The following is a 23,072-nucleotide window of genomic DNA, read 5'->3' on the forward strand; positions in this document are numbered from 1 at the left end:
ATGTATAATTTACTAAAAGGAAAAAAAGGAATCATTTTTGGAGCTTTAAACGAGCACTCAATCGCTTGGAAAGTAGCAGAACGAGCACATGAAGAAGGCGCAACCTTTGTGTTGACCAATGCACCTATTGCCATGCGAATGGGAGAGTTAAATACTCTTGCAGAAAAAACGGGTTCTCAGATTATCCCTGCAGATGCAACGTCTATGGAAGATTTAACAAATTTGGTAGAGAAATCAATGGAAATCTTAGGAGGTAAAATTGATTTTGTATTGCATTCTATTGGTATGTCTGTCAACGTTCGTAAAGGAAAGCACTATACCGATTCTAATTATGATTTTACAGAAAAAGGCTGGGATGTTTCTGCGGTCTCTTTTCATAAAGTAATGAATGTTTTGTACAATAAGAAAGCCATGAATGAGTGGGGAAGCATTGTTGCTTTAACCTATATGGCTGCACAACGTGTTTTTCCTGATTATAATGACATGGCTGATAATAAGGCTTATTTAGAGAGTATTGCCCGTAGTTTTGGCTATTTCTTTGGACGTGATCAAAAAGTACGTGTCAATACGATTTCTCAATCACCAACTCCTACCACAGCAGGTAGTGGTGTTAAAGGATTTGATGGCTTTATTGCTTATGCAGATAGTATGTCTCCACTAGGGAACGCAACAGCAGCAGACTGTGCTGATTATACCATTTCACTCTTTTCTGATCTTACTAAAAAAGTAACTTTACAGAATTTGTTTCACGATGGAGGTTTCTCTAATATGGGAGTCAGTGATGGAGTTATGGACACTTTTACAGCCAAGTAGTTACTTGCTTTAAAAATTATAGTTAAAAGTTGAAAGTTCTGTAAACACAAGCTTTCAACTTTTTATTTTTTACATTTACCTTTTAATTTTAGGCCCTTATCTTGAATTTAAGTTTTTCTATAATCGTACCCGTTTACAATCGCCCTCAAGAAATTGAAGAGTTGTTGGAGAGTCTTTGTCAGCAAGATTTTTCGGATGATTTTGAGCTGCTAATTATAGAAGATGGTTCTAAACATACCTGTGCTGTTGAAGTAGAAAAATACCAATCAAAACTCAATATAAAATATTTCTTTAAAGCCAATAGTGGAGCTGGGTTAAGCCGAAACTTTGGAATGGAAAATGCAACTGGAAACTATTTTATTATCTTAGATTCTGATGTACTGGTTCCAAAGCAGTACTTGAAGGTTGTAAAGCAAGCCTTAGAAAGCAACTTTACCGATGTCTATGGTGGTCCAGATGCCGCTCATAGCAGTTTTACTCCTTTGCAAAAAGCTATTAATTACTCTATGACTTCTGTATTGACTACCGGAGGAATTCGGGGTAAGAAAAAAGCTGTTGGTAAATTTCAACCGAGAAGTTTTAATCTCGGCCTGTCCAAAAAAGCATTTGAAAAAACCAAAGGTTTTGCCGCTTTAAAAGCTGGAGAAGATATTGATTTGACATTTCGCCTATGGGAAAATGGTTTTGAAACTCAATTGATAGCAGAAGCTTTTGTATATCACAAACGTAGAAGTAGTATTCAGCAGTTTTTTAAACAGACTTTTGCTTTTGGTACGGCAAGACCACAATTAAACAAACGCTATCCAGAAACGGCTAAAATCACTTATTGGTTTCCATCTTTGTTTATACTTGGTCTAGATATTTCTTTAATTGCATTACTTTTTGGTTATTGGCAAGGTATAGCCTTGTATGTGATATATCTAGGATTCTTGTTTGTAGATGCTTTATTTCAGACCAAAAACTTACGAGTCGCTCTTTTGAGCATAGTCACGTCAATGACCCAGTTTATGGGTTATGGTTTGGGTTTTTTAGAATCTCAATTTTTTCCTAAAGTAGAAGAATAATCAATTTTTCTTCTGATTACATAAACTTCTGATTAATTTAAATGCAGCTTAATAGATGCTGTTTAAACTTTTAATCTCTAAATCCTCTAGTGCGGTAGCATCAGTTTTAAATACTATAGTAACCGGTTCATTAGGGAGTAAATCAAAGAAGTTATCAGAAAAATGCCCTTGATTAGACGACCACAGAAATACATCTTTTTGTAAAGTTGTGCTCTTTAATACGATAGAAAATCCAGTGGCTGTTTTTCTGATAATTTCTTTACTGATGGGCTTGTTTTGAAGTGCTAAATTTTTGGGTTTTTCAAAATAAAAAATACTGCTTTCACCTTCAAAGCTGCTTAGCAATACAGTTGATTTTTTGTCAAAATCTAATGTATTGAGTGCTTTTTTATAGACTATTTTACTCGTGTTTTCTGCAATAGAGACTAGCTGTTCATCTGACCATATTTCTGCCCCGTCAAAGCCTAACAATCTAAGTTTTAGGGTTCCAGAAAAAGCTTCTAAATGATCATTAATCAGATAGGTATCAAGGTTTGTTTCGGTTAGCTTGTTTGAGATTAACAGATCTTTAAAGGCTTTCTTTGCCTTGTGTTGAAGCGCTTTCCAATTGCCGAAATAATCAATGCTAGACCAAGAAATTGCTGGCCAGCAATCGTTTAGCTGCCAAAAAAGACTTCCCATGGTATTGGGCATGGCTCTTCGTTGGGCTTCGATAGCCATAACGATGCCTTTTGCTTGCAGTAATTGGCTTATATACACATAATCTTTATCCGTTTTGGGCATTTGATAATCCCTCAGTAAATATTCTTGGATTAATTGCGTGCCTCTAACATGCTTCTGATGACTCTTCATAGCCTCAGTATCTAATTGTACATTTTCTGTTTGATTGATGTGGTTGATGGTTTGGTAGCTAGGTAAAGATTGAAAACCAAATTCACTCATAAACCGTGGTACATTTTCTGTAAAATGTTCAAAAGGGTAGGCATCATGCCATACCCACCAATCGTGAGCATCTCCTTCAAATTGATGCTTAGGGTTCCCTCTACCGTATTTAGGAGAACTCTCCCAATAAGAAGTTGCATCGGTTAACTGAGAAACAGTAGTGGGTAAGATGTCATTAAAAACCTTTTGATAGTCCTTCCAGATTTCCTCTTTTTCTTGCTCAGACCTACCCGTTTGCCAGCCCCAACGATTCCAACCTTCTGCATTTTCATTATTACCACACCAAAGTGCAATTGAACTGTGGTTTCGCAAGCGCTTTACCTGATCGATAGCTTCTTGTTGTACATTGTCTAAAAAGTCCTCATCCCCAGGATACATAGCACAAGCAAACATAAAATCTTGCCAAATTAAAAGACCTTTTTCATCACATAACTCATAAAAGATGTCATTTTCATAGATTCCACCACCCCAAACACGCAGCATATTCATATTGGCATCAACAGCATTAGAAAGTAGTTTTTTATAGTGCTGATCTCTTACCTTATTCTGAAAACTATTTTGTGGAATATAATTAGCACCTTTCATAAAAACAGGTACTCCGTTTAAATGAAATGCAAAAGATTCGCCAATTGCATCTTTTTTTCGTACCAATTCAATGGTTCTTAGTCCTTTTTTTAAATTTTTGACATCGCTAAGAGTACCATCGGCTATTAGTTGAAATTGAAATTGATATAATTTTTGTGCTCCTAAATTATGCGTCCACCAAAGTTCAGGATTGTTAATCTCTAAGGGTATCTTGTAAGTGTGAGTTCCTTTTTTAATCTGAAGTTCATGACTTGTTTCTTGCTTGTCTATCAAACTAAAAATACTCACGTTTTTGTCTTCTGTACTATGGATGCTAATTTCTGCAGTTAGACGCGCCAGGCTTTTAGAGAGCTGATCTTGTTTAATAAATACATCCTCAAACCTAACGGTATTCCAAGCCTTTAGTTTTACGTCTTTCCAGATACCCGCTGTGTTTAATTTTGGCCCCCAATCCCAACCCGATTGAAACTGCGCTTTTCTGGTGTAGATTCTGCTGCCTTCTGGCAACTGATAAGGGTTCTGCTTTTCTTTTAGTTGTTCTTGGCTATTGTCAAAAACAACCCGCAATTGATTGCTGTTTTTTAAATTCGATTTTACATTAACGGTGTAGGTTCTAAAAGCATTGTTGCTGGTTAAGATCTTTACATCGTTTAAATAGACCGTAGCATAGGTATCCAAACCTTCAAAACTGAGTTCTATTTGAGCTTTGTCTAAGATGTTTTTAGGGACTTCAAAAAGTTTTTTATACTCCCATTTTTTTGATGAAACCCACTGTACACTGTCTTCATTGGTCTTGATAAAAGGATCTGGAATGAGATTTTGCTTTAGCAGATCTGTAAAAACATTGCCAGGAACTTCTGCTGGTTTCCAACTTGTTTCATCAGTGGCTTTAAAGACCCAGTTTTCTGACAATGAAATGTTTGTAGGGAGCTCTTGCTGTAGCTTTTTACAAGAAAAAACACTTAGCGCTAAAAAACTTAAAAGTAAAAGTTTACGATTCATTAGTTAAAAGTTGAAGACAGGTTTTTATTTTTTTAATATCAGAAGTAGCCTGTTGATATTCATCAAAATGCTTGTCACTGTTCATAGGTATCGGAATATGCTCAATGGTTTTTCGCAAACTGCTGGCACTTAAATGCAGTTCTGTAAACTGGTGTTTTTGAAACAACTGAACATTGCTTTCATTAACACCACCACCTGGTAAAATGCCGATGCCTTTACTTGCCTTTTGAAACGTTTTAAGGTTTTCTAAACCAAGGACAACATTTGGTTTTTGTCCAGAAGTCAATACTCTATCTACACCCAGGTTTTCTAGATTAAAGAGTTCTTCTACAGGGTTTGGAACCCAGTCAAAAGCTCTGTGAAAAGTAAAGGAGAGTGTTCCTGCAATGTCTATAAGCGATTTGGTTCTTTCCAAATCAATACTCAAATCCTGTTTTAAAACTCCAGAGACGATTCCGGCTGCACCCAATTGTTTACAGATTCTGATGTCTTCTTTCATAATTTCCATTTCATCATCAGAATAACAAAAATCACCAGCTCTTGGTCTTATCAAAACAAAAACAGGGATGTTTAAATTTGACAACACTTTAGAGAGCAGTCCGTATGAAGGAGTAATACCCCCTAAAGCTAACTCAGAACAAAGTTCTATTCTATGAGCTCCTGCAACTTCTGCATTGATGGCTGATTGATATGAATTGGCACAAATTTCTAGTTTCATTTTTAAGGTGTTTCTGATTAGACAGAAACCTAAACTGCAGCGATTAAAATTTGGTTACTTTACGATAATTTCATCGATAAAGGTCCATGCTTTGTGACCAGCTCCTTGTCTTCCATCAGGAATTACACCGTAATTAATCAGTGTTAATTGTATATAGCGCGTTGTTATTTTTGCATCAACCTTAAAATTAACCAACAAATCATCGGTTTTTGGAAGTACCTTTGTGAGGCTTTTTTCTTGACCGGGAAAACTTATTTCTACCCGCGTTGGAGCGTAAATCCATTGACCTTTTCCGTTGTGAAAACGAGTACTAATGCTATTGATCTCTGTTAGTGCTCCTAAATCAATGGTTATTTGTACATCTTTACCAGAAAAGCCTAACCACTCTTTGTCTCCGTAACGTTGGTCACTACCCACAATACCATTAATTAAAGCTTTGGTTCCACCAGCATTGTAGCTTGGGCTGGGAGGTACACTCATAGAAATGCTTTTACCTACGGCTTTATGAAGCAAGATACTTTCTGTAAATACAGTACTAATTTTTTTAGTATCGCTAAAACTAGCAGCTTTGATAGTGGTGTTTTTTGTGATTGTGATTGGACCTGTATATAATTGTGATGTTAAGGTAGGTTCAGTACCATCTGTTGTGTATCGGATATACTGATCATCAGATGAAGCTTTCAGTTCATATGTCATTTGCTGATCTTTGGTGATAAAATTTCCAGTCAATTCATATAGATGATTGGCGTAATTTACTTGGAGCACATCCAATCGTTTTTGATAGTTGATCAATCGTTTTTTAAAATTTTCATACGATTTATTCTTTGGGTCAGACCAAACTACCTCACTCAACGCGATAGCTCTAGGGTAGGCCATGTATTCAACTTTTTCTGGACTCGTAATATACTCTGTCCATACATTTCCTTGAGCTCCTAACACATATTTTGCCTCTTCTTCTGTTAATTCTTCTGGAATCGGGTTAAAGCTGTATACTTTTTCTAAAGGCAAGAAACCTCCAATGGCTAGAGGTTCATTGTCATTTGTTGATTGGTAATGATCAAAGTAACAATGTGATCCGGGAGTTAAAATAACATCGTGATGTTGTTTGGCCGCTTCTACAGCACCATTTACACCTCTCCAAGACATCACCGTTGCATTGGGGGCAAGTCCACCTTCTAAGATCTCATCCCAACCGATAATTTGTTTTCCTTTAGAATTGATATATTTTTCCATTCGAGTAATAAAATAACTCTGCAGACCATGTTCATCCTTTAGGCCTTCTTTTTTGATAAGTGCTTGGCAACTCTCACAAGTTTTCCAACGTGTTTTAGGAGCTTCATCTCCACCGATATGAATGTATTTCCCTGGAAATAATGGGATAATTTCATCAATGACATCTTCTAAAAACTTAAAAGTGCTTTCTTTGGCACAATAGATGTCATCAAAGACGCCCCATTTGGTTGCTGCACCAATAGGTTTACCCGTACAACTTAATTCTGGGTATGCAGAAAGAGCTGCTTGAGCATGACCCGGCATTTCAATTTCTGGAATGACCGTAATTTGTCTAGCCGTTGCATAAGCTACAATTTCTTTTACTTCTTCTTGGGTGTAAAAACCACCGTATTTTTTACCATCAAACTTGTGGGGTTGATCGCTGTAATGCCCGATTAAGGTTTCATCTCTGTAGGCTGCAACTTCTTGAAGCTTTGGATACTTTTTTATTTCGATTCTCCAACCCTGATCTTCGGTTAAATGCCAATGAAAAGTGTTCATTTTAAGCATGCTCATTAAATCGATGTACTTTTTAATAAAATCTACAGGAAAAAAATGTCTTCCCACATCCAAATGCATTCCTCTATACACAAACTGTGGAGCATCCTTAATTTGTAAGTTTTGCACAGCGATAGCAGATGGCTGATCCTTGTTTGATTCTAAAGAGATAGGCAGAAGTTGACGCAAAGATTGGAAACCGTAAAAAGCACCTTTGGCCGTAGCGGCTATAATTTCAATTTTTTCTTGGCGAATCAGAAGGCTATAACCTTCATCATTGTTGATGCTGGTATCTTTGATAAATGAGATGCTATTTTTGGCTGTTTCAGTTTGCAAAGCGATGCTGCTTCCTTGGGTGATATAGTCTTTAAAAAAGAGCGCTACAGATTCAAATTCATTGTCGTAAATGAGTTGAGTATCTGAACTGAGTATAAATTCACCCTCAGAGATCGCCAATTCATTAGGGATTGGGATAATGTTGGGCACAACAGCTTTTGTTGGTTTTTGAGTACACTGAATAAGTGTTAGTATAAAAAGTAAGCTAATGATGATTTTCTTGATGTCCATTTTAGTATATTAGAAGTCTTAAATTTACTAATCTTTTTACATGAAACTTACACCTCTTTCAATTTTTATTGTTTTTTTCTTATTACTAGGCTGTAAAGAAGAGCAACCTATAGAACTCGCAAAAAAAGACCAAGAACTAATTTCTTATGTCAATCCCTTTATTGGAACCGGTGGTCATGGCCATACTTTTCCTGGAGCAACCATGCCTTTTGGGATGATGCAACTTAGCCCAGATACGCGTTTGGATGGATGGGACGGTTGCTCTGGATACCATTATTCAGACGATAAAATTTACGGATTTTCTCATACGCATCTCAGCGGAACAGGTGTCTCTGATTACGGAGATATTTTATTAATGCCTACCAATAAAATTGTTTTTAACAATGGAGCAGATGGTAAAGACGGGTATCGTTCTCACTTTTCACACGATACTGAAATTGCCGAACCAGGTTTTTATAAGGTCTTTTTAGAAGATACTAAAATTGATGTAGAGCTCACTGTATCTAAACGCAGCGGGAAACACCGTTATGCTTTTGCCGAAGGATCTAAACAAATTGTTATCCTAGATTTAGAACACAGAGACCAGGTGTTGGATTCAAAACTAAACATCAACTCGAATACTGAAATTTCTGGATATCGTTTTTCAAATGCTTGGGCTACAGATCAACGCTTGTATTTTGATATGTTGTTTTCACGACCATTTACCAAAGTAACTTTATTAGATAATAAAAAAGAAGGTAAAAAAGTACTTGCAGCCTTTGAGTTTGACCCTAGTGAGGGCAGTATTTTAGAAGTAACAGTTGGAATCTCTCCTGTAGATGAAAATGGAGCCATACACAATTGGCAGTTAGAGATCGGTGATAAAACTTTTGAAACTGTAAAAGAAGAAGCACAACAAGCATGGGAGCTACAATTAGAAAAAATGGTTGTAGAATCTAATGATGCAGATTATAAAACAAATTTTTACACCTCTTTATACCATACCATGATCGCGCCAAATTTATATCAAGATATAGATGGAAGGTATCGAGGAATGGATTTAAATATTTATCAAAATACTGATTTTGATTATTATACGGTCTTTTCTTTGTGGGATACCTATCGCGCAGCACACCCATTGTATACTTTAATAGAAACCAAAAAAACCAACGATTTTATCAATACTTTTTTAGCCAAATACGATGAAGGTGGAATCATGCCAATATGGGATTTATCTGCCTGTTATACTGGGTGTATGATAGGGTATCATGCAGTTCCTGTTATAGCAGATGCCTATTTAAAAGGTATTAGAGATTATGATGTTTCTAAAGCCTTTAAAGCCATGAAACACTCTGCAACCCGTGATAAGTTAGGTTTAGATAGTTATAAAAAACTTGGTTTTATACCAGTAGAATTAGAATCAGAGTCGGTATCTAAAACGCTAGAATATGCATACGATGATTGGACCATTGCACAGATGGCCAAATCTTTAGGAAAGCAAGATGATTTTAAAACCTATACAGAAAGAGCACAGAATTATAAAAATATTTTTGATCCCAGCACAAAATTTATGCGAGGTCGTTTTAGAAATACTTGGTTTGCTCCTTTTGATCCTTATGAAGTAAACTTTAATTATACCGAAGCCAATTCATGGCAATATAGCTTTTATGTACCCCAGGATGTTACTGGTTTTATCAAATTGATGGGAGGAAAGCAGGCTTTAGAAGCTCAGTTAGATGAGTTGTTTACCGCTAATCATACGACCTCGGGTAGAGATCAAGCCGATATCACTGGTTTGATAGGTCAATACGCTCACGGTAATGAGCCAAGTCATCATATGGCGTATTTATACAACTTTGTAAATAAGCCTCATAAAACTCAAGAACGCGTTCGACAAATTTTAACTGAACTGTATATGAACACCCCAGACGGTATATCTGGTAACGAAGACTGTGGTCAGATGAGTGCTTGGTATGTGTTGAGTTCTCTAGGGTTTTACCCTGTAACACCAGGGTCTAATGAATATATTATTGGGGCTCCGTTGTTTGAAAAAGCGACCATACATTTAGAAAATGGAAAAAACTTTACCATTCTAGCCAATCAAGCATCTGCAGCGCATAAATATGTAAAATCTGTAGCGCTTAACGGAAAAAAGTATCCCTATTCTTATATAAAGCATCAAGATATTATAGACGGTGGTAGCTTGGTTTTTGAAATGTCAGATCAACCAACTGATTGGGGAACTCAAGATGCCCATGTACCTAAAACTACAATTGAAGAGCACCTTATTGTGCCTGCACCTTATATAGAAAAAGGGGAGATTGCCTTTAAAGGAAGTACAGAGGTTGTCTTAAATTCTGTGGATGCAAAAAGTATTATTTATTATGCCTTAAACGATGGAGATTTTACTGTTTATAAAAGTCCAATTAAAATTTCTGAACCAAGCAGTTTAAAAATTTACGCACAAAACGGAACAGAAAAAAGTGCTGAGATTATCACTAATTTCTTTAAAATTGATCCAAATGTTACCATACAGTTAAAGCATCAATATGCCAATCAGTATAATGGTGGAGGAGCAAATGGATTAATCGACGGTATTTTTGGTGCTAAAGATTTTAGAACTGGAACCTGGCAAGGTTTTTCTAATGTAGATCTTGTTGCCACTGTTGATTTAGGTAAGAGTAAAAATTTAAAAACTACAACTGTAGGCTTTTTAGAAGATCAAAAAAGTTGGATTTTTCTTCCTACCGAAGTTACTTGTTATATTAGTGTGGATAATCAGAATTTTATAAAAATTGGATCTAAAAAAATTGCAGCAGAAAAAGCAGCAGATGTAGCTTCCATGAAAAAAATTAAATTTGATTTAAAAGGAAAAAATGTTCGTTATGTTCGAATTGTAGCAAAAACGCTTGGTGAATTACCAAGTTGGCATTTGGGTTACAAACACAACGGCCGCTCTTGGTTATTTGCAGATGAAATTGTAATAGAATAAGAATCTAAATTAAATTGAGTAAAATGTTTAAAAAAGTACTTTTTGTTGCAGGACTATCCTTTTTGGCAGCATGTAATACCTCAATCGACAATAAAAAGAATCTCGACAATAACTTTGTTACCTATGTAAACCCAATGATAGGGACCAGTAAAATGGGACATACTTTTCCGGGTGCAACCGCTCCTTTTGGAATGGTACAGTTGAGTCCACAAACCAATTTTGAGGTGATGCATATTGATGGAAAGTACAATCCAAAAACGTATGAATATTGTGCAGGGTATCAATATAGAGATTCAACTATTTTAGGCTTTGCTCACACTAACTTTAGCGGTACAGGACATGCTGATTTAGGAGATTTTTTAGTGATGCCAACAACAGGGAAGCTTGTATTAGATCCTATAGTAACCAAAGATGGAGGAAAGGGCTTTTACTCAAGGTTTTCTCATGAAAAGGAGCATGCTGAAGCAGGATACTATACGGTTGATTTAGAGGATTACAAAATTAAAGCCGAATTAACAGCAACAGAACGTGTTGGTTTTCACCAGTATAGTTTTCCAGAATCTTCCGATGCACACATTATTCTAGATTTAGTGTATAATGTGTATCAGCATGATAATAAAAACGTTTGGACTTTTATTCGAGTAGAAAACGATAGTTTAATTACCGGGTATCGACAAACAAAAGGATGGGCAAGAACAAAAAAAGTGTTTTTTGCGATGCAGTTTTCAAAACCTTTTAAAAGTTACGGACACAAAAAATACGACAAGATTCTATATAATGGATTTTATGGTCGCTTTAATGAAACAAAAAACTTTCCAGAAATGGCAGGTAAAAACATCCGAGCTTATTTTAATTTTGACACCAAAGCTAATGAGAAAATTCAAGTAAAATTTGCACTTTCACCCGTAAGTACCCAAGGTGCTTTAAATAATTTAAAGGAAGAGATTTCGGGCTGGGACTTTGAAAAAACCAAAAACGAAACCCAAGCAAAATGGAATCAAGAGCTTTCTAAAATAGAGATAGAAACAATTGACCCAGCTCAAAAGGAAACTTTTTATACTGCTCTGTATCACACCATGTTAAGCCCAATTTTGTATGAAGACGTGGATGGTAAATACAGAGGTCTAGATCAAAATATTCACGAATCCAATGGATTTACAAACTATACAATTTTTTCTTTGTGGGATACTTACAGAGCGCTTCACCCTTTATTTAATGTCATTCAACAAGAGCGCAACAATGATATGATCAAATCAATGTTGGCGCATCAAAAAGAGAGTGTACACAATATGTTGCCAATTTGGAGCCACTACGCCAATGAAAATTGGTGTATGATTGGATATCATGCGACCTCTGTTATTGCAGATGCAATTGCAAAAGGAGTTGGGAATTTTGATAAAAAACAAGCACTAAAGGCTTCAGTGACGACCGCAAATGTTCGTTATTTTGATGGTATCGGAGACTATTTAGATTATCAATATGTTCCGGATGATAAAAGCCATTCATCGGTTTCTAAAACCTTAGAATACGCTTATGATGACTGGACCATTGCACAAATAGCTAAAAGTGTTGGTGATACTGAAACTGAAAAGATATTTTTAGAACGTTCAGAATATTATAACAATGTTTTTAATCCAAAAAATGGTTATATGAGTCCTCGTATGTCTGATGGAAGTTTTCGTAAGAACTTTGACCCTTTGGATACGCATGGTCAAGGTTTTATTGAAGGAAATGCTTGGAATTACGGTTTGTATGTGCCGCATCAATTGGATAAAATGGTTGCACTAATGGGGGGTAAAGAACGCTTTTCTCAACACTTAGATTCTTTATTTACTATGGAACTCGAAGATAAGTTTATCGATCAACATGAAGACATTACCAGGGATGGAATAATAGGTAACTATGTACACGGTAATGAGCCAGGTCACCATATTCCATACCTATATAATTGGACAGGAAAGGCCTATAAAACGCAAGCTCGAGTTCGTATGATTATGGATACCATGTACGGGCCTGGTGTAGAGGGACTTTGCGGAAATGATGATGCTGGACAAATGAGTGCTTGGTATGTGTTTAGTAGTCTTGGTTTTTACCCAGTTATTCCAGGATCCGACCACTATGCCCTAGGAAGTCCTCTAGTTAAAAATGCAATTCTAAATTTAGAAAACGGCAATAGATTAACAATAAAAACGTTAAATCAAAGTAAAAATAATATCTATGTTAAATCACTGACTATTAACGGTAAACAGATTGATAGAAATTATATTTTACACAATGAAATTATGAACGGAGGAGAGTTTATTTTTGAAATGAGCGCTACACCTAAACTTTAAATCTTTTAAAATGAAAAGAAGAAATTTTATAAAAAGAGCTTCCATATCAAGTCTTGGTTTGGTAGTTGCTCCCAGTTTAACAACATCTTGTGTTACTGATGAGAAAGGAACAACAGCCATTAGTAATAAAAAACCAGTACTTCCTGTTGTAGTGGCTACTTGGCGTTTTCACAATGCAACAAAAGCAGCTTGGGAAGTATTAGAAAAAGGAGGAGAGTCTATAGATGCAATAGTAGCTGGTTGTCGCGTAGAAGAAGCAGATTTAAAGAACACAACAGTCGGGAATGGTGGTGCGCCAGATAGAGATGGTAATGTTACGCTTGATGCCTGTATAATGAATAAAGACGGTGGTTATGGCGCTGTAGTGTGTATGGAAAACATAGCACATCCAATTTCTGTAGCTAGAAAAGTAATGGAAGAAACGCCGCATGTTTTATTGGCAGGAAAAAGCGCAGAACAATTTGCTGTTGAGCAAGGCTTTAAAAGAGAGAACTTACTTACCGAGAATTCTAAAAAAGCCTGGTTAAAGTGGAAAGAAAAATCAGAATATAAACCCATCATAAATATTGAGAACCACGATACCATAGGGATGTTGGCGATTGATGCAAATGGCGATATTTCTGGTGGTTGTACTACTAGTGGAATGGCTTATAAAATGGCAGGTAGAGTAGGAGATTCAGCCATTATTGGGTCGGGCTTGTTTATCGATAATACCATTGGAGGTGCAACCGCAACCGGAATGGGAGAAGAAGTACTTAAAACAGTTGGGAGTTTTTTAATTGTAGAATTAATGCGCCAAGGAAAAAGTCCACAAGAAGCCTGTGAAGAAGGTGTCAAAAGAATTGTTAAACTCAATCCAAATTACAAAAACTTTCAGGTAGGTTACGTTGCTTTAAACAAGCAAGGAGAATACGGTTGTTATTGTATCCATGGAGGCTTTGGAATCAGTAAATATCAAGAAGGAAAACAAGATTATATAGAATCAGATTTTTATACTAAAAAAGAAGCTTAATGAACACAACTGCAACAAACAAATCCTATAAAAGTGCGTTTATCTTTTTAACCACCTTGTTTTTTTTATGGGGATTTATTACCGTTTTGGTAGATTCATTAATCCCCAGATTAAAAGATGTTTTTGAAATGTCTTATGCAAAAACAGTCTTGGTGCAATTCGCATTTTTTGTGGCCTTTTTTGTGTTTTCACTACCTGCGGGATTCATTTTATCAAAGATTGGTTATAAAAAAGGGATCGTACTTGGTTTGGTAACCATGGCTGTTGGCTGTTTGTTATTTTATCCAGCGGCAGAACACAGACTCTTTTCTGTTTTTTTAGTGGGTTATTTTACCTTGGCTGGTGGGATAACCATCTTACAAGTTGCAGCAAATCCTTTTGTTGCCTTGTTAGGAAGTGAAGAAGGAGCCAGTAGTCGATTAAATTTATCCCAAGCTTTTAATTCTTTAGGAACTACTATTGCGCCAGTTGTAGGAGCCTTGTTTTTATTGAGTGATTCAGTAAAATCATCAGATGAAATAGGCCTGTTAAACGAAGCTCAAAAAAGTGAATATTATCTTTCTGAAGCAGCAACCGTACAAACACCATTTTTAGTAATTGCTGGATTTATTTTATTGTTAGCAGTCGTATTTCTCTTTACCAAATTACCAACATTGATAGAAGAAAGCCCAAAAGGCGGTTATTTTACATTGTTGAAAAACAAAATTATGCTAATGGGTGCTTTGGGAATCTTTGTGTACGTTGGTGCAGAAGTTGCTATTGGTAGTTTTTTAGTCAATTATTTTTACGATTCAGGCTTGGCTCCAATAGTTGCAGAAAATGAGACTATGATGAGCATAGCAAACACGATTGCCAATACCTTTAATCAATCATTTTCTGGCAAAGACCCAAAATCTTTATTGGGGATTTTTGTCATTTTTTATTGGGGAGGAGCAATGATTGGTCGTTTTGTAGGTGCCTATTTAACCAAAATTATGCCCGCTGGTAAAGTGTTGAGTATTTTTGCTATGCTAGCAATAAGCATGATCATCATTTCTATTAATAGTACAGGTTTACTTTCTATGTGGTCTATTTTAGCAGTTGGTTTGTTTAATTCTATAATGTTTCCAACCATTTTTACGCTCAGTTTAGAAGGCTTAGGTGATTTAAAAGCACAGGCCTCTGGTTTGTTGTGTATGGCCATTGTTGGTGGAGCCGTAATACCCTTTTTCTTTGGGAATTTAATTGATGGTTTTGGCTTTAAAACAGCTTTTATTTTAACCATCGTTTGTTATGGTTATATCTTGTTTTATGGACGGTTTAAGACCAAGAGGGTTTAGTTTATAATTTATTAAATAATAAAATTGATATGAAAAAGAAAAGGAGTTTGAATTTTACCTCATTTGTAATTGTATTTTTTACTTCCTTAGGCGTTTTTTCTCAAGAGATAAAAGAAGGAACTTACTGTGTTGAAAGTGGAAACTTAAACCTTAATTATAATTGTTATACTTTTTATAAGAACGGAACCTTTGATTATAAAAGTGGTATGGGAGATGAAGAATACACAATAGGTAAAGGAACCTACCAAGTAAAAGATTCAGAATTAATTGTAGAGTTTAAAAAGATAGCCCCTAAGAGACTAGGATATAGTAAAATTCAGTTTTGGAGGCAAAAAGGAGATTCTGTTTCTGTGGAAGTACAAGTTAGAAACATGGACAACTCGTTTGTGAAAGAGAGTACCCTAATGAACTCGATGGACAGTTCTAAAGTTATATCAATAAAAGAAGGTAAAGCTATATTTAAAATTAAAAATTCAACCAAAGAATCAACAATTAAAATAGGTTTAAAAGGATATGATGGTCAAGAATTTAATATAAAAAATTACTATAATTACAAAGTTGAAGTTTTTTTGAATAAAAAAAGTGGTGTTCCATTTTTTGATAGAAAAATAAATTATCCACTTGTAGAAGTAAAAGATTCGTATTATATAACTATGAGCTCAAATGGGTACAAAGTACTTTGGGAGAAGACGCTTTAATTTTTATAGGTTTTTACTCAAGAATAGTTTAGAGCCAGCTAAGCCTAGTGTTTTTATATCATTAATACAAAGCGAAGCATCAGCGACGATAGATCTTATTAACACATAGAACTTCCATTTATAAGTTTTGGCATCATGTGAAGAATAATGACAACTGCAAATATAAAAAACCCCGAAGCATTGCTTCGGGGTTTTTTATAATAAGATTCTAAAACGTGTTCAGAATAACCCTTTGCGTTTATTTTCTTTTCTTTTGTTGTGCTTGTTGCTCTTGCGCTTGTTTCATAGCATCGTCTAAACGTTGTCTAAACTTTCCTTTTTTCTTTTCAGGACGTTTTTTGTTTTCTTCAATTTGAGCGTGAATTTTCTTTTCATCAATTACGTAGTATTTAATAACTAGCATAATTACGATGGTCAATAAGTTAGAAATAAAATAGTACAAACTCAAACTACTTGCATAGTTGTTAAAGAAAAACAACATCATGATTGGTGATAAGTATATCATCAATTTCATCATTTTCTGCATGTCAGGCATTCCTTCTTGTTGAGGCGCTTGCATATTTGCTTGTTGGCTTTGATTCATTTTCATATAAAAGAAAATAGCGACAGAAGCTAAAATTGGGAATAAACTAATATGGTTTCCATAGAATGACGATACAATTGGAATGTGCATGTCCCAAGTAAAAATTGAATCAAAAGAAGATAAATCATCAGCCCATAAGAAGCCTTTTTGTCTCAATTCTATATTCGACGGGAAAAATCTAAATAAGGCAAAGAAAATTGGCATTTGCAAAAGTGCTGGGATACAACCAGACATCATGCTTACACCGGCTTTTCGTTGAACAGCCATCGTTTCTTGCTGACGTTTCATTGCATTTTCTTTTCCAGGCAATCTTTCATTGATAGCTTGTAGTTCTGGGCGAATTACTTTCATCTTAGCACTAGAGACATAAGATTTATATACCAATGGAGACATTAAAATACGAACGACAATGGTCATTAATATAATAATCAAACCATAATTGGTCATCCAACCACTTAGCAAATCAAAAATTGGAATAAATACAGTTCTGTTGATAAAACCAAAAATACCCCATCCTAAATCAACAATTTCACTAATATTAGTGTCTTTGTAACCTTTTAAGATTGTATAGTCTGTTGGTCCATAATACCAACTCATATTGTAATTTAGTTCACCACCTTGTAGGGCTAAAGGTGTAGAAAGGCCAAATTGTTTGGTAAAGGTTTTGTTGTTTTCATCGGCACTAACCAAATCTTTAGTAGATACTTGCGCTGATGAGAAAGGTGTGTCGGTCAATAAGATAGAAGAGAAAAAATGCTGCTTAAAAGCGGTCCATTTTATGGTTTCTTCTAGTTCTGTAGCATCTCTTTGGTAGTAGTCTACTTCGTCTTCGTTTTCAAAATAGAGCGTGCTGTACATGTTCTCAGTCTTCATGCTCTTTTCATGACGATACCCGTCTAAGTCCCAATCTAGTTTTACAGTATTAGAACCGTTAATTACAGTACTTAATCCTTGAGAACGAACCGTAAAACCTACCATATAATCTCCTGGTTTCATCTCATAACGGTATTCTAAAAACTGAGAGTCACTTACTTTTAATTTTAAAGAAAGTACTTGATTATCTCCATTTTTAGTTAAGCTAGGGATAAATAAAAGATCTTTGGTGTTTAAAATGCGATTATCTGTAGTTCCAAAATTTAAATTAAAGGATGCATTTTTATCTTTAATTAAATAAAGAGGTAAAGAGTCATAGGTTTTAAAGTTTTTAACTTCAGCCTCAATAATTTGCCCCCCTTGGTTGTCTATAACTAATTTTAGAACGCTATTTTCTAAAACTGTAGTTCCTTTTTTTGCGGTTTGTGCTCCGTAAGCAAAAGCACCGAGTTGGTTTTGCAAAGCAAGATTACTTAATGAGTCATTGCTTACTGCAATGGTAGTTGCATTAGGTTCTACTGTATTGTTTTTTGTTGTATCAGTAACAGTTTCTACAGAGGATTCTATAGGAGTTACTTCATCTTGGCTTGAATACATAAACCAAAGCATAATCGCTCCTAATAATAATAAACCGATAAACGAATTTGCGTCAAATTTCTTTTTTTCCATTGAATGTTCTTAAAATGTCAACTTGTCATAAGCCTTTCGATTTTTAAAGAAAAGCCCGACAAATGTAGCAAAACTTGTTTATATGTCCTTTGTTTTGCTTGGGTTAATTACAGATAGCTATAGTGTGCAAACAGTATTCCAATTTACACTAAACTAGTATTCGTAACATTTTTAAATTAAATTTTAGTGTTTAGCGTATGTCAAAGCAGCTTTGATAAAACTCACAAATAAAGGGTGTGGGTTTAATACAGTACTTTTATATTCTGGGTGGTATTGCACACCGACAAACCAAGGATGCGAAGGGATTTCAACAATCTCAACCAAACCTGTCTTAGGGTTGGTTCCAGTTGCTTTCATGCCTGCAGCTTCTATTTGCGCTAAAAATGTATTGTTAAACTCATAGCGATGTCTATGTCTTTCGCTAATAAATTCTGTTCCGTAAGCTTCGTAGGCTTTAGAGTCTTTTTGCAAGGTACAATCCCAAGCTCCCAAACGCATTGTTCCTCCTTTTTGAGTAACATCTTGTTGATCTTCCATCAAGTCGATAACAGGGTATTTGGTGCTTTTGTTCATTTCTGTAGAACTTGCATTTTCTAAATCTAGTACGTTTCTTGCAAATTCAATCACGGCCATTTGCATTCCTAAACAAATTCCGAAAAAAGGAATGTTGTTTTCACGTGCATAACGTACTGCTTTTATTTTTCCTTCAATACCTCTGTCACCAAAACCTGGAGCCACTAAAATACCGTGAAGACCTTTTAATTTTTTCTCTACATTTTTAGGAGTTAAACTCTCCGAATGTATCCAACGAACCTTTACTTTGGTCTCGTTAGAAGATCCTGCATGTATAAACGCTTCTGTAATAGATTTGTAAGAATCGTGTAATTCTACATATTTACCAATTAATCCAATTTCAATTTCAGAGGTTGGGTTTTTGTGTTTTCTTACAAAGTTGTTCCACTCAATAAGTTTAGGAAGCTTTTCTGAGGAAAGTTTTAATTTGTTTAAGACTACTTGATCTAAACCTTCTTCAAACATCAAATTAGGAACATCATAAATGGTCTCTGCATCGATAGATTGAATTACATCTTCTTTTTTAACATTGCAAAACAGGGCTAGCTTTCGCTTAATGTCGTCAGAAATCTCATGTTCGGTTCTACAAACAAGAATGTCTGGACTTACACCACTTTGCATGAGCATTTTTACAGAGTGCTGTGTCGGTTTTGTTTTTAACTCACCCGCTGCAGCCAAATAAGGAACTAAGGTTAAGTGAATAACAATAGCGTTTTCTTCTCCCTTTTCCCATAACAATTGACGTACAGACTCTACGTATGGTAAAGATTCTATATCACCTACTGTACCACCAATTTCTGTAATAACGATATCAAAATCACCTGTTTCACCTAAGATTTGTATGCGATGTTTAATTTCATCAGTAATATGAGGAATCACCTGAACGGTTTTTCCTAAAAATTCACCTTTTCGCTCTTTATTAATGACAGATTGATAAATTCTACCTGTAGTAACGTTGTTGGCTTGTGAAGTTGGGATGTTTAAAAATCGCTCGTAGTGACCTAAATCCAAATCAGTTTCTGCACCGTCGTCAGTTACATAACATTCTCCATGCTCGTATGGATTTAATGTTCCTGGATCAATATTAATGTATGGGTCTAATTTTTGTATGGTAACGGAGTAGCCTCTTTCTTGAAGTAGTTTGGCAAGTGAGGCAGCAATAATTCCTTTTCCTAGTGATGATGTTACGCCTCCTGTGACAAAAACGTATTTAGTATTTTTCATGGTGATTAGGTTTGGGCAAAAGTACTAACTCTAAAAGTTTTTACAAACAAAAAACATCTAAAAAAGAGGAATAAACAGCCTAGAATTTTAAAGAATAAAAATATTTGTTTTTTTTTCAAATAGTATTTGCCAAAAACAAAAGTAGTTGTATATTTGCGCACGCTTTTAGCAGACGTAATTTCACTAAAGCAAAATTAATAAAGACGATATTTAAAAATATAAGTAATGCCAAAAAGAACGTACCAACCATCGAATAGAAAGAGAAGAAACAAACACGGTTTCAGAGATAGAATGGCTTCTGCTAATGGTCGTAAGGTTTTAGCTAGAAGAAGAGCAAAAGGAAGAAAAAAATTGTCTGTTTCATCTGAAACAAGACATAAAAAATAATGATTAACAAGATGTTAATAATAAAGGTGTTTCTATTTTAGTAACACCTTTTTTTATACCCAATGATTTTTTAAATTTACCCACAGAACATAACTTAAAATAATGCCTAAAAAACAAGACCTTAAATCAATTCTAATTATCGGTTCGGGTCCGATAGTGATAGGACAAGCTTGTGAGTTTGACTATTCTGGAACCCAAGCTTTACGCTCATTAAGAGAGGATGGTATAGAAACCATTCTGATTAATTCTAACCCAGCAACCATCATGACAGACCCAAGTATGGCTGATCATGTGTATTTGTTGCCCTTAACGACAAAATCAATTATACAAATTTTAAAAGAGCATCCACAGATTGATGCTGTTTTACCAACAATGGGAGGTCAGACTGCATTGAATTTATGTATTGAAGCCGACGATAAAGGAATTTGGAAAGATTTTGACGTTCAATTAATTGGGGTTGATATTGATGCTATCAATATTACTGAAGACAGAGAACTTTTTAGAGAATTGATGTTAAAGATTGATGTGCCAATGGCACCGCAAGCAACAGCTACATCATTTTTAAAAGGAAAAGAAATTGCACAAGAATTTGGGTTTCCTTTAGTAATTAGATCTTCATATACCTTAGGTGGAGCAGGAGCTTCTATCGTATATGATCCAAAAGATTTTGATGAATTATTAAGTAGAGGTTTAGAAGCATCACCGATTCATGAGGTGATGATTGACAAAGCCATGATGGGATGGAAAGAATATGAATTAGAATTGTTGCGCGATAACAATGACAACGTAGTAATTATCTGTTCTATTGAGAATATGGATCCGATGGGAATTCATACCGGAGATTCAATTACCGTAGCACCTGCAATGACACTTTCTGATAAAACTTTTCAGAAAATGCGTGATATGGCCATCAAAATGATGCGTTCTATTGGAGATTTTGAAGGTGGATGTAATGTTCAGTTTGCCGTTTCTCCTGATGAAAAAGAAGATATTATTGCCATAGAAATCAATCCACGTGTGTCGCGTTCATCGGCTTTAGCAAGTAAAGCAACAGGATATCCTATTGCAAAAGTTGCAACGAAGTTAGCCATTGGATACACCTTAGATGAGTTAGACAATCAAATTACTAAATCTACTTCGGCTTTATTTGAGCCAACCTTAGATTATGTAATCGTCAAAATTCCACGTTGGAACTTTGATAAGTTTGAAGGTTCTGATAGAACTTTAGGCTTGCAAATGAAATCTGTTGGAGAGGTAATGGGTATCGGACGTTCGTTCCAAGAAGCATTGCACAAAGCAACCCAATCTTTAGAAATTAAACGCAACGGTTTAGGAGCTGATGGAAAAGGGTATACAGATTACAATCAAATTATAGATAAATTAACCAATGCAAGTTGGGATCGTGTTTTTGCTATCTATGATGCCATCGCAATGGGAATACCACTAAGTCAAATCTACGAGATTACAAAGATTGACATGTGGTACTTAAAGCAATACGAAGAATTATTTTTATTAGAAAAAGAGATATCTACCTATAAGATAGACACTATTCAACGTGATTTACTACTTGAGGCTAAACAAAAAGGATATGGTGATAGACAAATTGCCCATATGCTTAACTGTCTAGAAAGTGAAGTTTACGCTAAAAGAGAAGAATTAAATATCAACAGAGTTTTTAAATTGGTTGATACCTGTGCGGCAGAGTTTAAAGCAATGACGCCATATTATTATTCTACTTTTGAAAATGATGTTCTTACTGCTGATGGAAAACAATACGCAGATAATGAAAGTGTCGTTTCTGATAAGAAAAAAATAATTGTTTTGGGTTCTGGTCCAAATAGAATTGGGCAGGGAATTGAATTTGATTATTGTTGTGTACATGGAGTTTTAGCTGCAGCAGAATGTGGTTATGAAACCATTATGATTAACTGTAATCCAGAAACGGTTTCTACAGATTTTGACACTGCAGATAAGTTGTATTTTGAGCCTGTTTTTTGGGAACATATTTATGACATCATCAAACATGAAAAACCAGAAGGAGTTATCGTTCAGTTAGGTGGTCAAACAGCTTTAAAGTTGGCAGAGAAATTAACCAAATACGGAATTAAAATTATAGGTACTAGTTTTGAAGCTTTAGATTTAGCAGAAGACAGAGGTAGTTTTTCTGAATTATTAAAAAGAAATAATATTCCTTATCCAGAATTTGGAATAGCAGAATCGGCTGATGAAGCTTTGGCTTTAGCAGAAAAATTAGATTTCCCAATCTTAGTGAGACCTTCGTATGTTTTAGGTGGTCAAGGAATGAAAATTGTCATCAACAAAGAAGAGTTGGTAGAACATGTTGTTGATTTGCTAAAAGGAATGCCAGGAAACAAATTGTTGCTAGATCATTATTTAGATGGAGCCATTGAAGCCGAAGCAGATGCAATTTGTGATGCTGACGGAAATGTCTATATCATTGGAATCATGGAGCATATAGAACCTTGTGGAGTACACTCTGGAGATTCAAATGCAACCTTGCCAGCTTTTAATTTAGGAGATTTGGTACTGCAACAAATTAAAGATCATACCCATACAATCGCTAGAGAGTTAAAAACGGTAGGATTGATCAATGTGCAGTTTGCCATTAAAGAGGATGTTGTTTATATTATTGAAGCAAATCCAAGAGCCTCTAGAACGGTTCCTTTTATTGCCAAAGCATACAAAGAGCCGTATGTAAATTACGCTACAAAAGTAATGCTAGGTGAGAAAAAGGTCACTGATTTTACTTTTAATCCACAATTAGAGGGATATGCGATTAAACAACCAGTATTTTCTTTTAATAAATTTCCGAATGTAAATAAAAACTTGGGTCCTGAGATGAAGAGTACAGGAGAGAGTATTTTGTTTATTGACAGTTTAAAAGACGATGACTTTTATAATTTATATGCAAGAAGAAAGATGTATTTGAGCAAATAAGTATACTATAA

Annotated in this window: 14 protein-coding genes; 9 read left to right on the forward strand and 5 right to left on the reverse strand. The window is 35.2% G+C overall.

Features of this window, described 5'->3' with window-relative positions:
• Together WHC90_RS00120 and WHC90_RS00125 are read left to right on the forward strand one after the other, a co-directional pair.
• A complete protein-coding gene (locus WHC90_RS00120; protein ID WP_188599030.1) occupies positions 1-813 on the forward strand; it encodes an enoyl-ACP reductase FabI in 813 nt (270 codons plus the stop codon).
• Between the two features lie 101 nt (positions 814-914).
• Positions 915-1,877, forward strand: coding sequence for a glycosyltransferase (locus WHC90_RS00125; protein WP_188599029.1), 963 nt, complete (start codon positions 915-917; stop codon positions 1,875-1,877).
• Positions 1,878-1,925: 48 nt separating this feature from the next.
• Here the strand turns inward: WHC90_RS00125 and WHC90_RS00130 are convergent, their stop codons facing one another.
• Genes WHC90_RS00130 through WHC90_RS00140 form a run of 3 tightly spaced genes read right to left on the reverse strand, consistent with a single transcriptional unit; the run spans position 1,926 to position 7,461 of the window.
• Positions 1,926-4,406, reverse strand: coding sequence for a beta-mannosidase (locus WHC90_RS00130; protein WP_188599028.1), 2,481 nt, complete (start codon positions 4,404-4,406; stop codon positions 1,926-1,928).
• Positions 4,396-5,124 carry a copper homeostasis protein CutC gene (locus WHC90_RS00135; protein ID WP_188599027.1) on the reverse strand — a complete coding sequence of 243 codons (729 nt, stop codon included), beginning with the start codon at positions 5,122-5,124 and terminating at the stop codon, positions 4,396-4,398. The genes WHC90_RS00130 and WHC90_RS00135 overlap by 11 nt, the downstream gene beginning before the upstream one ends.
• Positions 5,125-5,178: 54 nt before the next feature.
• Entirely contained in the window at positions 5,179-7,461 is a 2,283-nt protein-coding gene (locus WHC90_RS00140; RefSeq protein WP_188599026.1) for a family 20 glycosylhydrolase, read from the reverse strand.
• 40 nt (positions 7,462-7,501) lie between these two features.
• Here WHC90_RS00140 and WHC90_RS00145 point away from each other — a divergent pair, with 40 nt between their 5' ends.
• Genes WHC90_RS00145 through WHC90_RS00165 form a run of 5 tightly spaced genes read left to right on the forward strand, consistent with a single transcriptional unit; the run spans position 7,502 to position 15,794 of the window.
• Positions 7,502-10,432 carry a GH92 family glycosyl hydrolase gene (locus WHC90_RS00145; protein WP_188599025.1) on the forward strand — a complete coding sequence of 977 codons (2,931 nt, stop codon included), beginning with the start codon at positions 7,502-7,504 and terminating at the stop codon, positions 10,430-10,432.
• 23 nt (positions 10,433-10,455) lie between these two features.
• A complete protein-coding gene (locus WHC90_RS00150) occupies positions 10,456-12,765 on the forward strand; it encodes a GH92 family glycosyl hydrolase (protein WP_188599024.1) in 2,310 nt (769 codons plus the stop codon).
• Between the two features lie 10 nt (positions 12,766-12,775).
• A complete protein-coding gene (locus tag WHC90_RS00155; protein WP_188599023.1) occupies positions 12,776-13,777 on the forward strand; it encodes a N(4)-(beta-N-acetylglucosaminyl)-L-asparaginase in 1,002 nt (333 codons plus the stop codon).
• Entirely contained in the window at positions 13,777-15,096 is a 1,320-nt protein-coding gene (locus WHC90_RS00160) for a sugar MFS transporter (RefSeq protein ID WP_188599022.1), read from the forward strand. The genes WHC90_RS00155 and WHC90_RS00160 overlap by 1 nt, the downstream gene beginning before the upstream one ends.
• A gap of 29 nt (positions 15,097-15,125) precedes the next feature.
• Positions 15,126-15,794 carry a hypothetical protein gene (locus WHC90_RS00165; RefSeq protein WP_188599021.1) on the forward strand — a complete coding sequence of 223 codons (669 nt, stop codon included), beginning with the start codon at positions 15,126-15,128 and terminating at the stop codon, positions 15,792-15,794.
• Between the two features lie 238 nt (positions 15,795-16,032).
• Here WHC90_RS00165 and yidC read toward each other — a convergent pair whose 3' ends face one another.
• Both yidC and WHC90_RS00175 read right to left on the reverse strand, forming a co-directional pair.
• Entirely contained in the window at positions 16,033-17,919 is a 1,887-nt protein-coding gene (gene yidC, locus WHC90_RS00170; protein ID WP_188599020.1) for a membrane protein insertase YidC, read from the reverse strand.
• A gap of 183 nt (positions 17,920-18,102) precedes the next feature.
• Positions 18,103-19,716: a CTP synthase gene (locus tag WHC90_RS00175; RefSeq protein ID WP_188599019.1), complete on the reverse strand. Its 1,614-nt coding sequence runs from the start codon at positions 19,714-19,716 to the stop codon at positions 18,103-18,105.
• 225 nt (positions 19,717-19,941) lie between these two features.
• On the opposite strand from WHC90_RS00175, the gene rpmH reads away from it, so the two are divergent.
• Together rpmH and carB are read left to right on the forward strand one after the other, a co-directional pair.
• A complete protein-coding gene (gene rpmH / locus WHC90_RS00180; protein ID WP_188599018.1) occupies positions 19,942-20,103 on the forward strand; it encodes a 50S ribosomal protein L34 in 162 nt (53 codons plus the stop codon).
• 102 nt (positions 20,104-20,205) lie between these two features.
• Positions 20,206-23,061 carry a carbamoyl-phosphate synthase large subunit gene (carB, locus tag WHC90_RS00185; protein ID WP_188599017.1) on the forward strand — a complete coding sequence of 952 codons (2,856 nt, stop codon included), beginning with the start codon at positions 20,206-20,208 and terminating at the stop codon, positions 23,059-23,061.
• The last annotated feature ends 11 nt before the right edge of the window (positions 23,062-23,072 follow it).

The organism is Polaribacter pacificus, from assembly GCF_038024035.1.
In the GTDB taxonomy this organism is placed as follows: domain Bacteria; phylum Bacteroidota; class Bacteroidia; order Flavobacteriales; family Flavobacteriaceae; genus Polaribacter; species Polaribacter pacificus.

What these genes read in the sequence shown, in the direction of transcription:
- WHC90_RS00120 (WP_188599030.1), top strand. Translation starts at nt 1, where the DNA reads ATGTATAATTTACTAAAAGGAAAAAAAGGAATCATTTTTGGAGCTTTA.
- WHC90_RS00130 (WP_188599028.1), bottom strand. Translation starts at nt 4,406, where the DNA reads ATGAATCGTAAACTTTTACTTTTAAGTTTTTTAGCGCTAAGTGTTTTT.
- WHC90_RS00135 (WP_188599027.1), bottom strand. Translation starts at nt 5,124, where the DNA reads ATGAAACTAGAAATTTGTGCCAATTCATATCAATCAGCCATCAATGCA.
- WHC90_RS00140 (WP_188599026.1), bottom strand. Translation starts at nt 7,461, where the DNA reads ATGGACATCAAGAAAATCATCATTAGCTTACTTTTTATACTAACACTT.
- WHC90_RS00145 (WP_188599025.1), top strand. Translation starts at nt 7,502, where the DNA reads ATGAAACTTACACCTCTTTCAATTTTTATTGTTTTTTTCTTATTACTA.
- WHC90_RS00150 (WP_188599024.1), top strand. Translation starts at nt 10,456, where the DNA reads ATGTTTAAAAAAGTACTTTTTGTTGCAGGACTATCCTTTTTGGCAGCA.
- WHC90_RS00155 (WP_188599023.1), top strand. Translation starts at nt 12,776, where the DNA reads ATGAAAAGAAGAAATTTTATAAAAAGAGCTTCCATATCAAGTCTTGGT.
- WHC90_RS00160 (WP_188599022.1), top strand. Translation starts at nt 13,777, where the DNA reads ATGAACACAACTGCAACAAACAAATCCTATAAAAGTGCGTTTATCTTT.
- WHC90_RS00165 (WP_188599021.1), top strand. Translation starts at nt 15,126, where the DNA reads ATGAAAAAGAAAAGGAGTTTGAATTTTACCTCATTTGTAATTGTATTT.
- yidC (WP_188599020.1), bottom strand. Translation starts at nt 17,919, where the DNA reads ATGGAAAAAAAGAAATTTGACGCAAATTCGTTTATCGGTTTATTATTA.
- WHC90_RS00175 (WP_188599019.1), bottom strand. Translation starts at nt 19,716, where the DNA reads ATGAAAAATACTAAATACGTTTTTGTCACAGGAGGCGTAACATCATCA.
- rpmH (WP_188599018.1), top strand. Translation starts at nt 19,942, where the DNA reads ATGCCAAAAAGAACGTACCAACCATCGAATAGAAAGAGAAGAAACAAA.
- carB (WP_188599017.1), top strand. Translation starts at nt 20,206, where the DNA reads ATGCCTAAAAAACAAGACCTTAAATCAATTCTAATTATCGGTTCGGGT.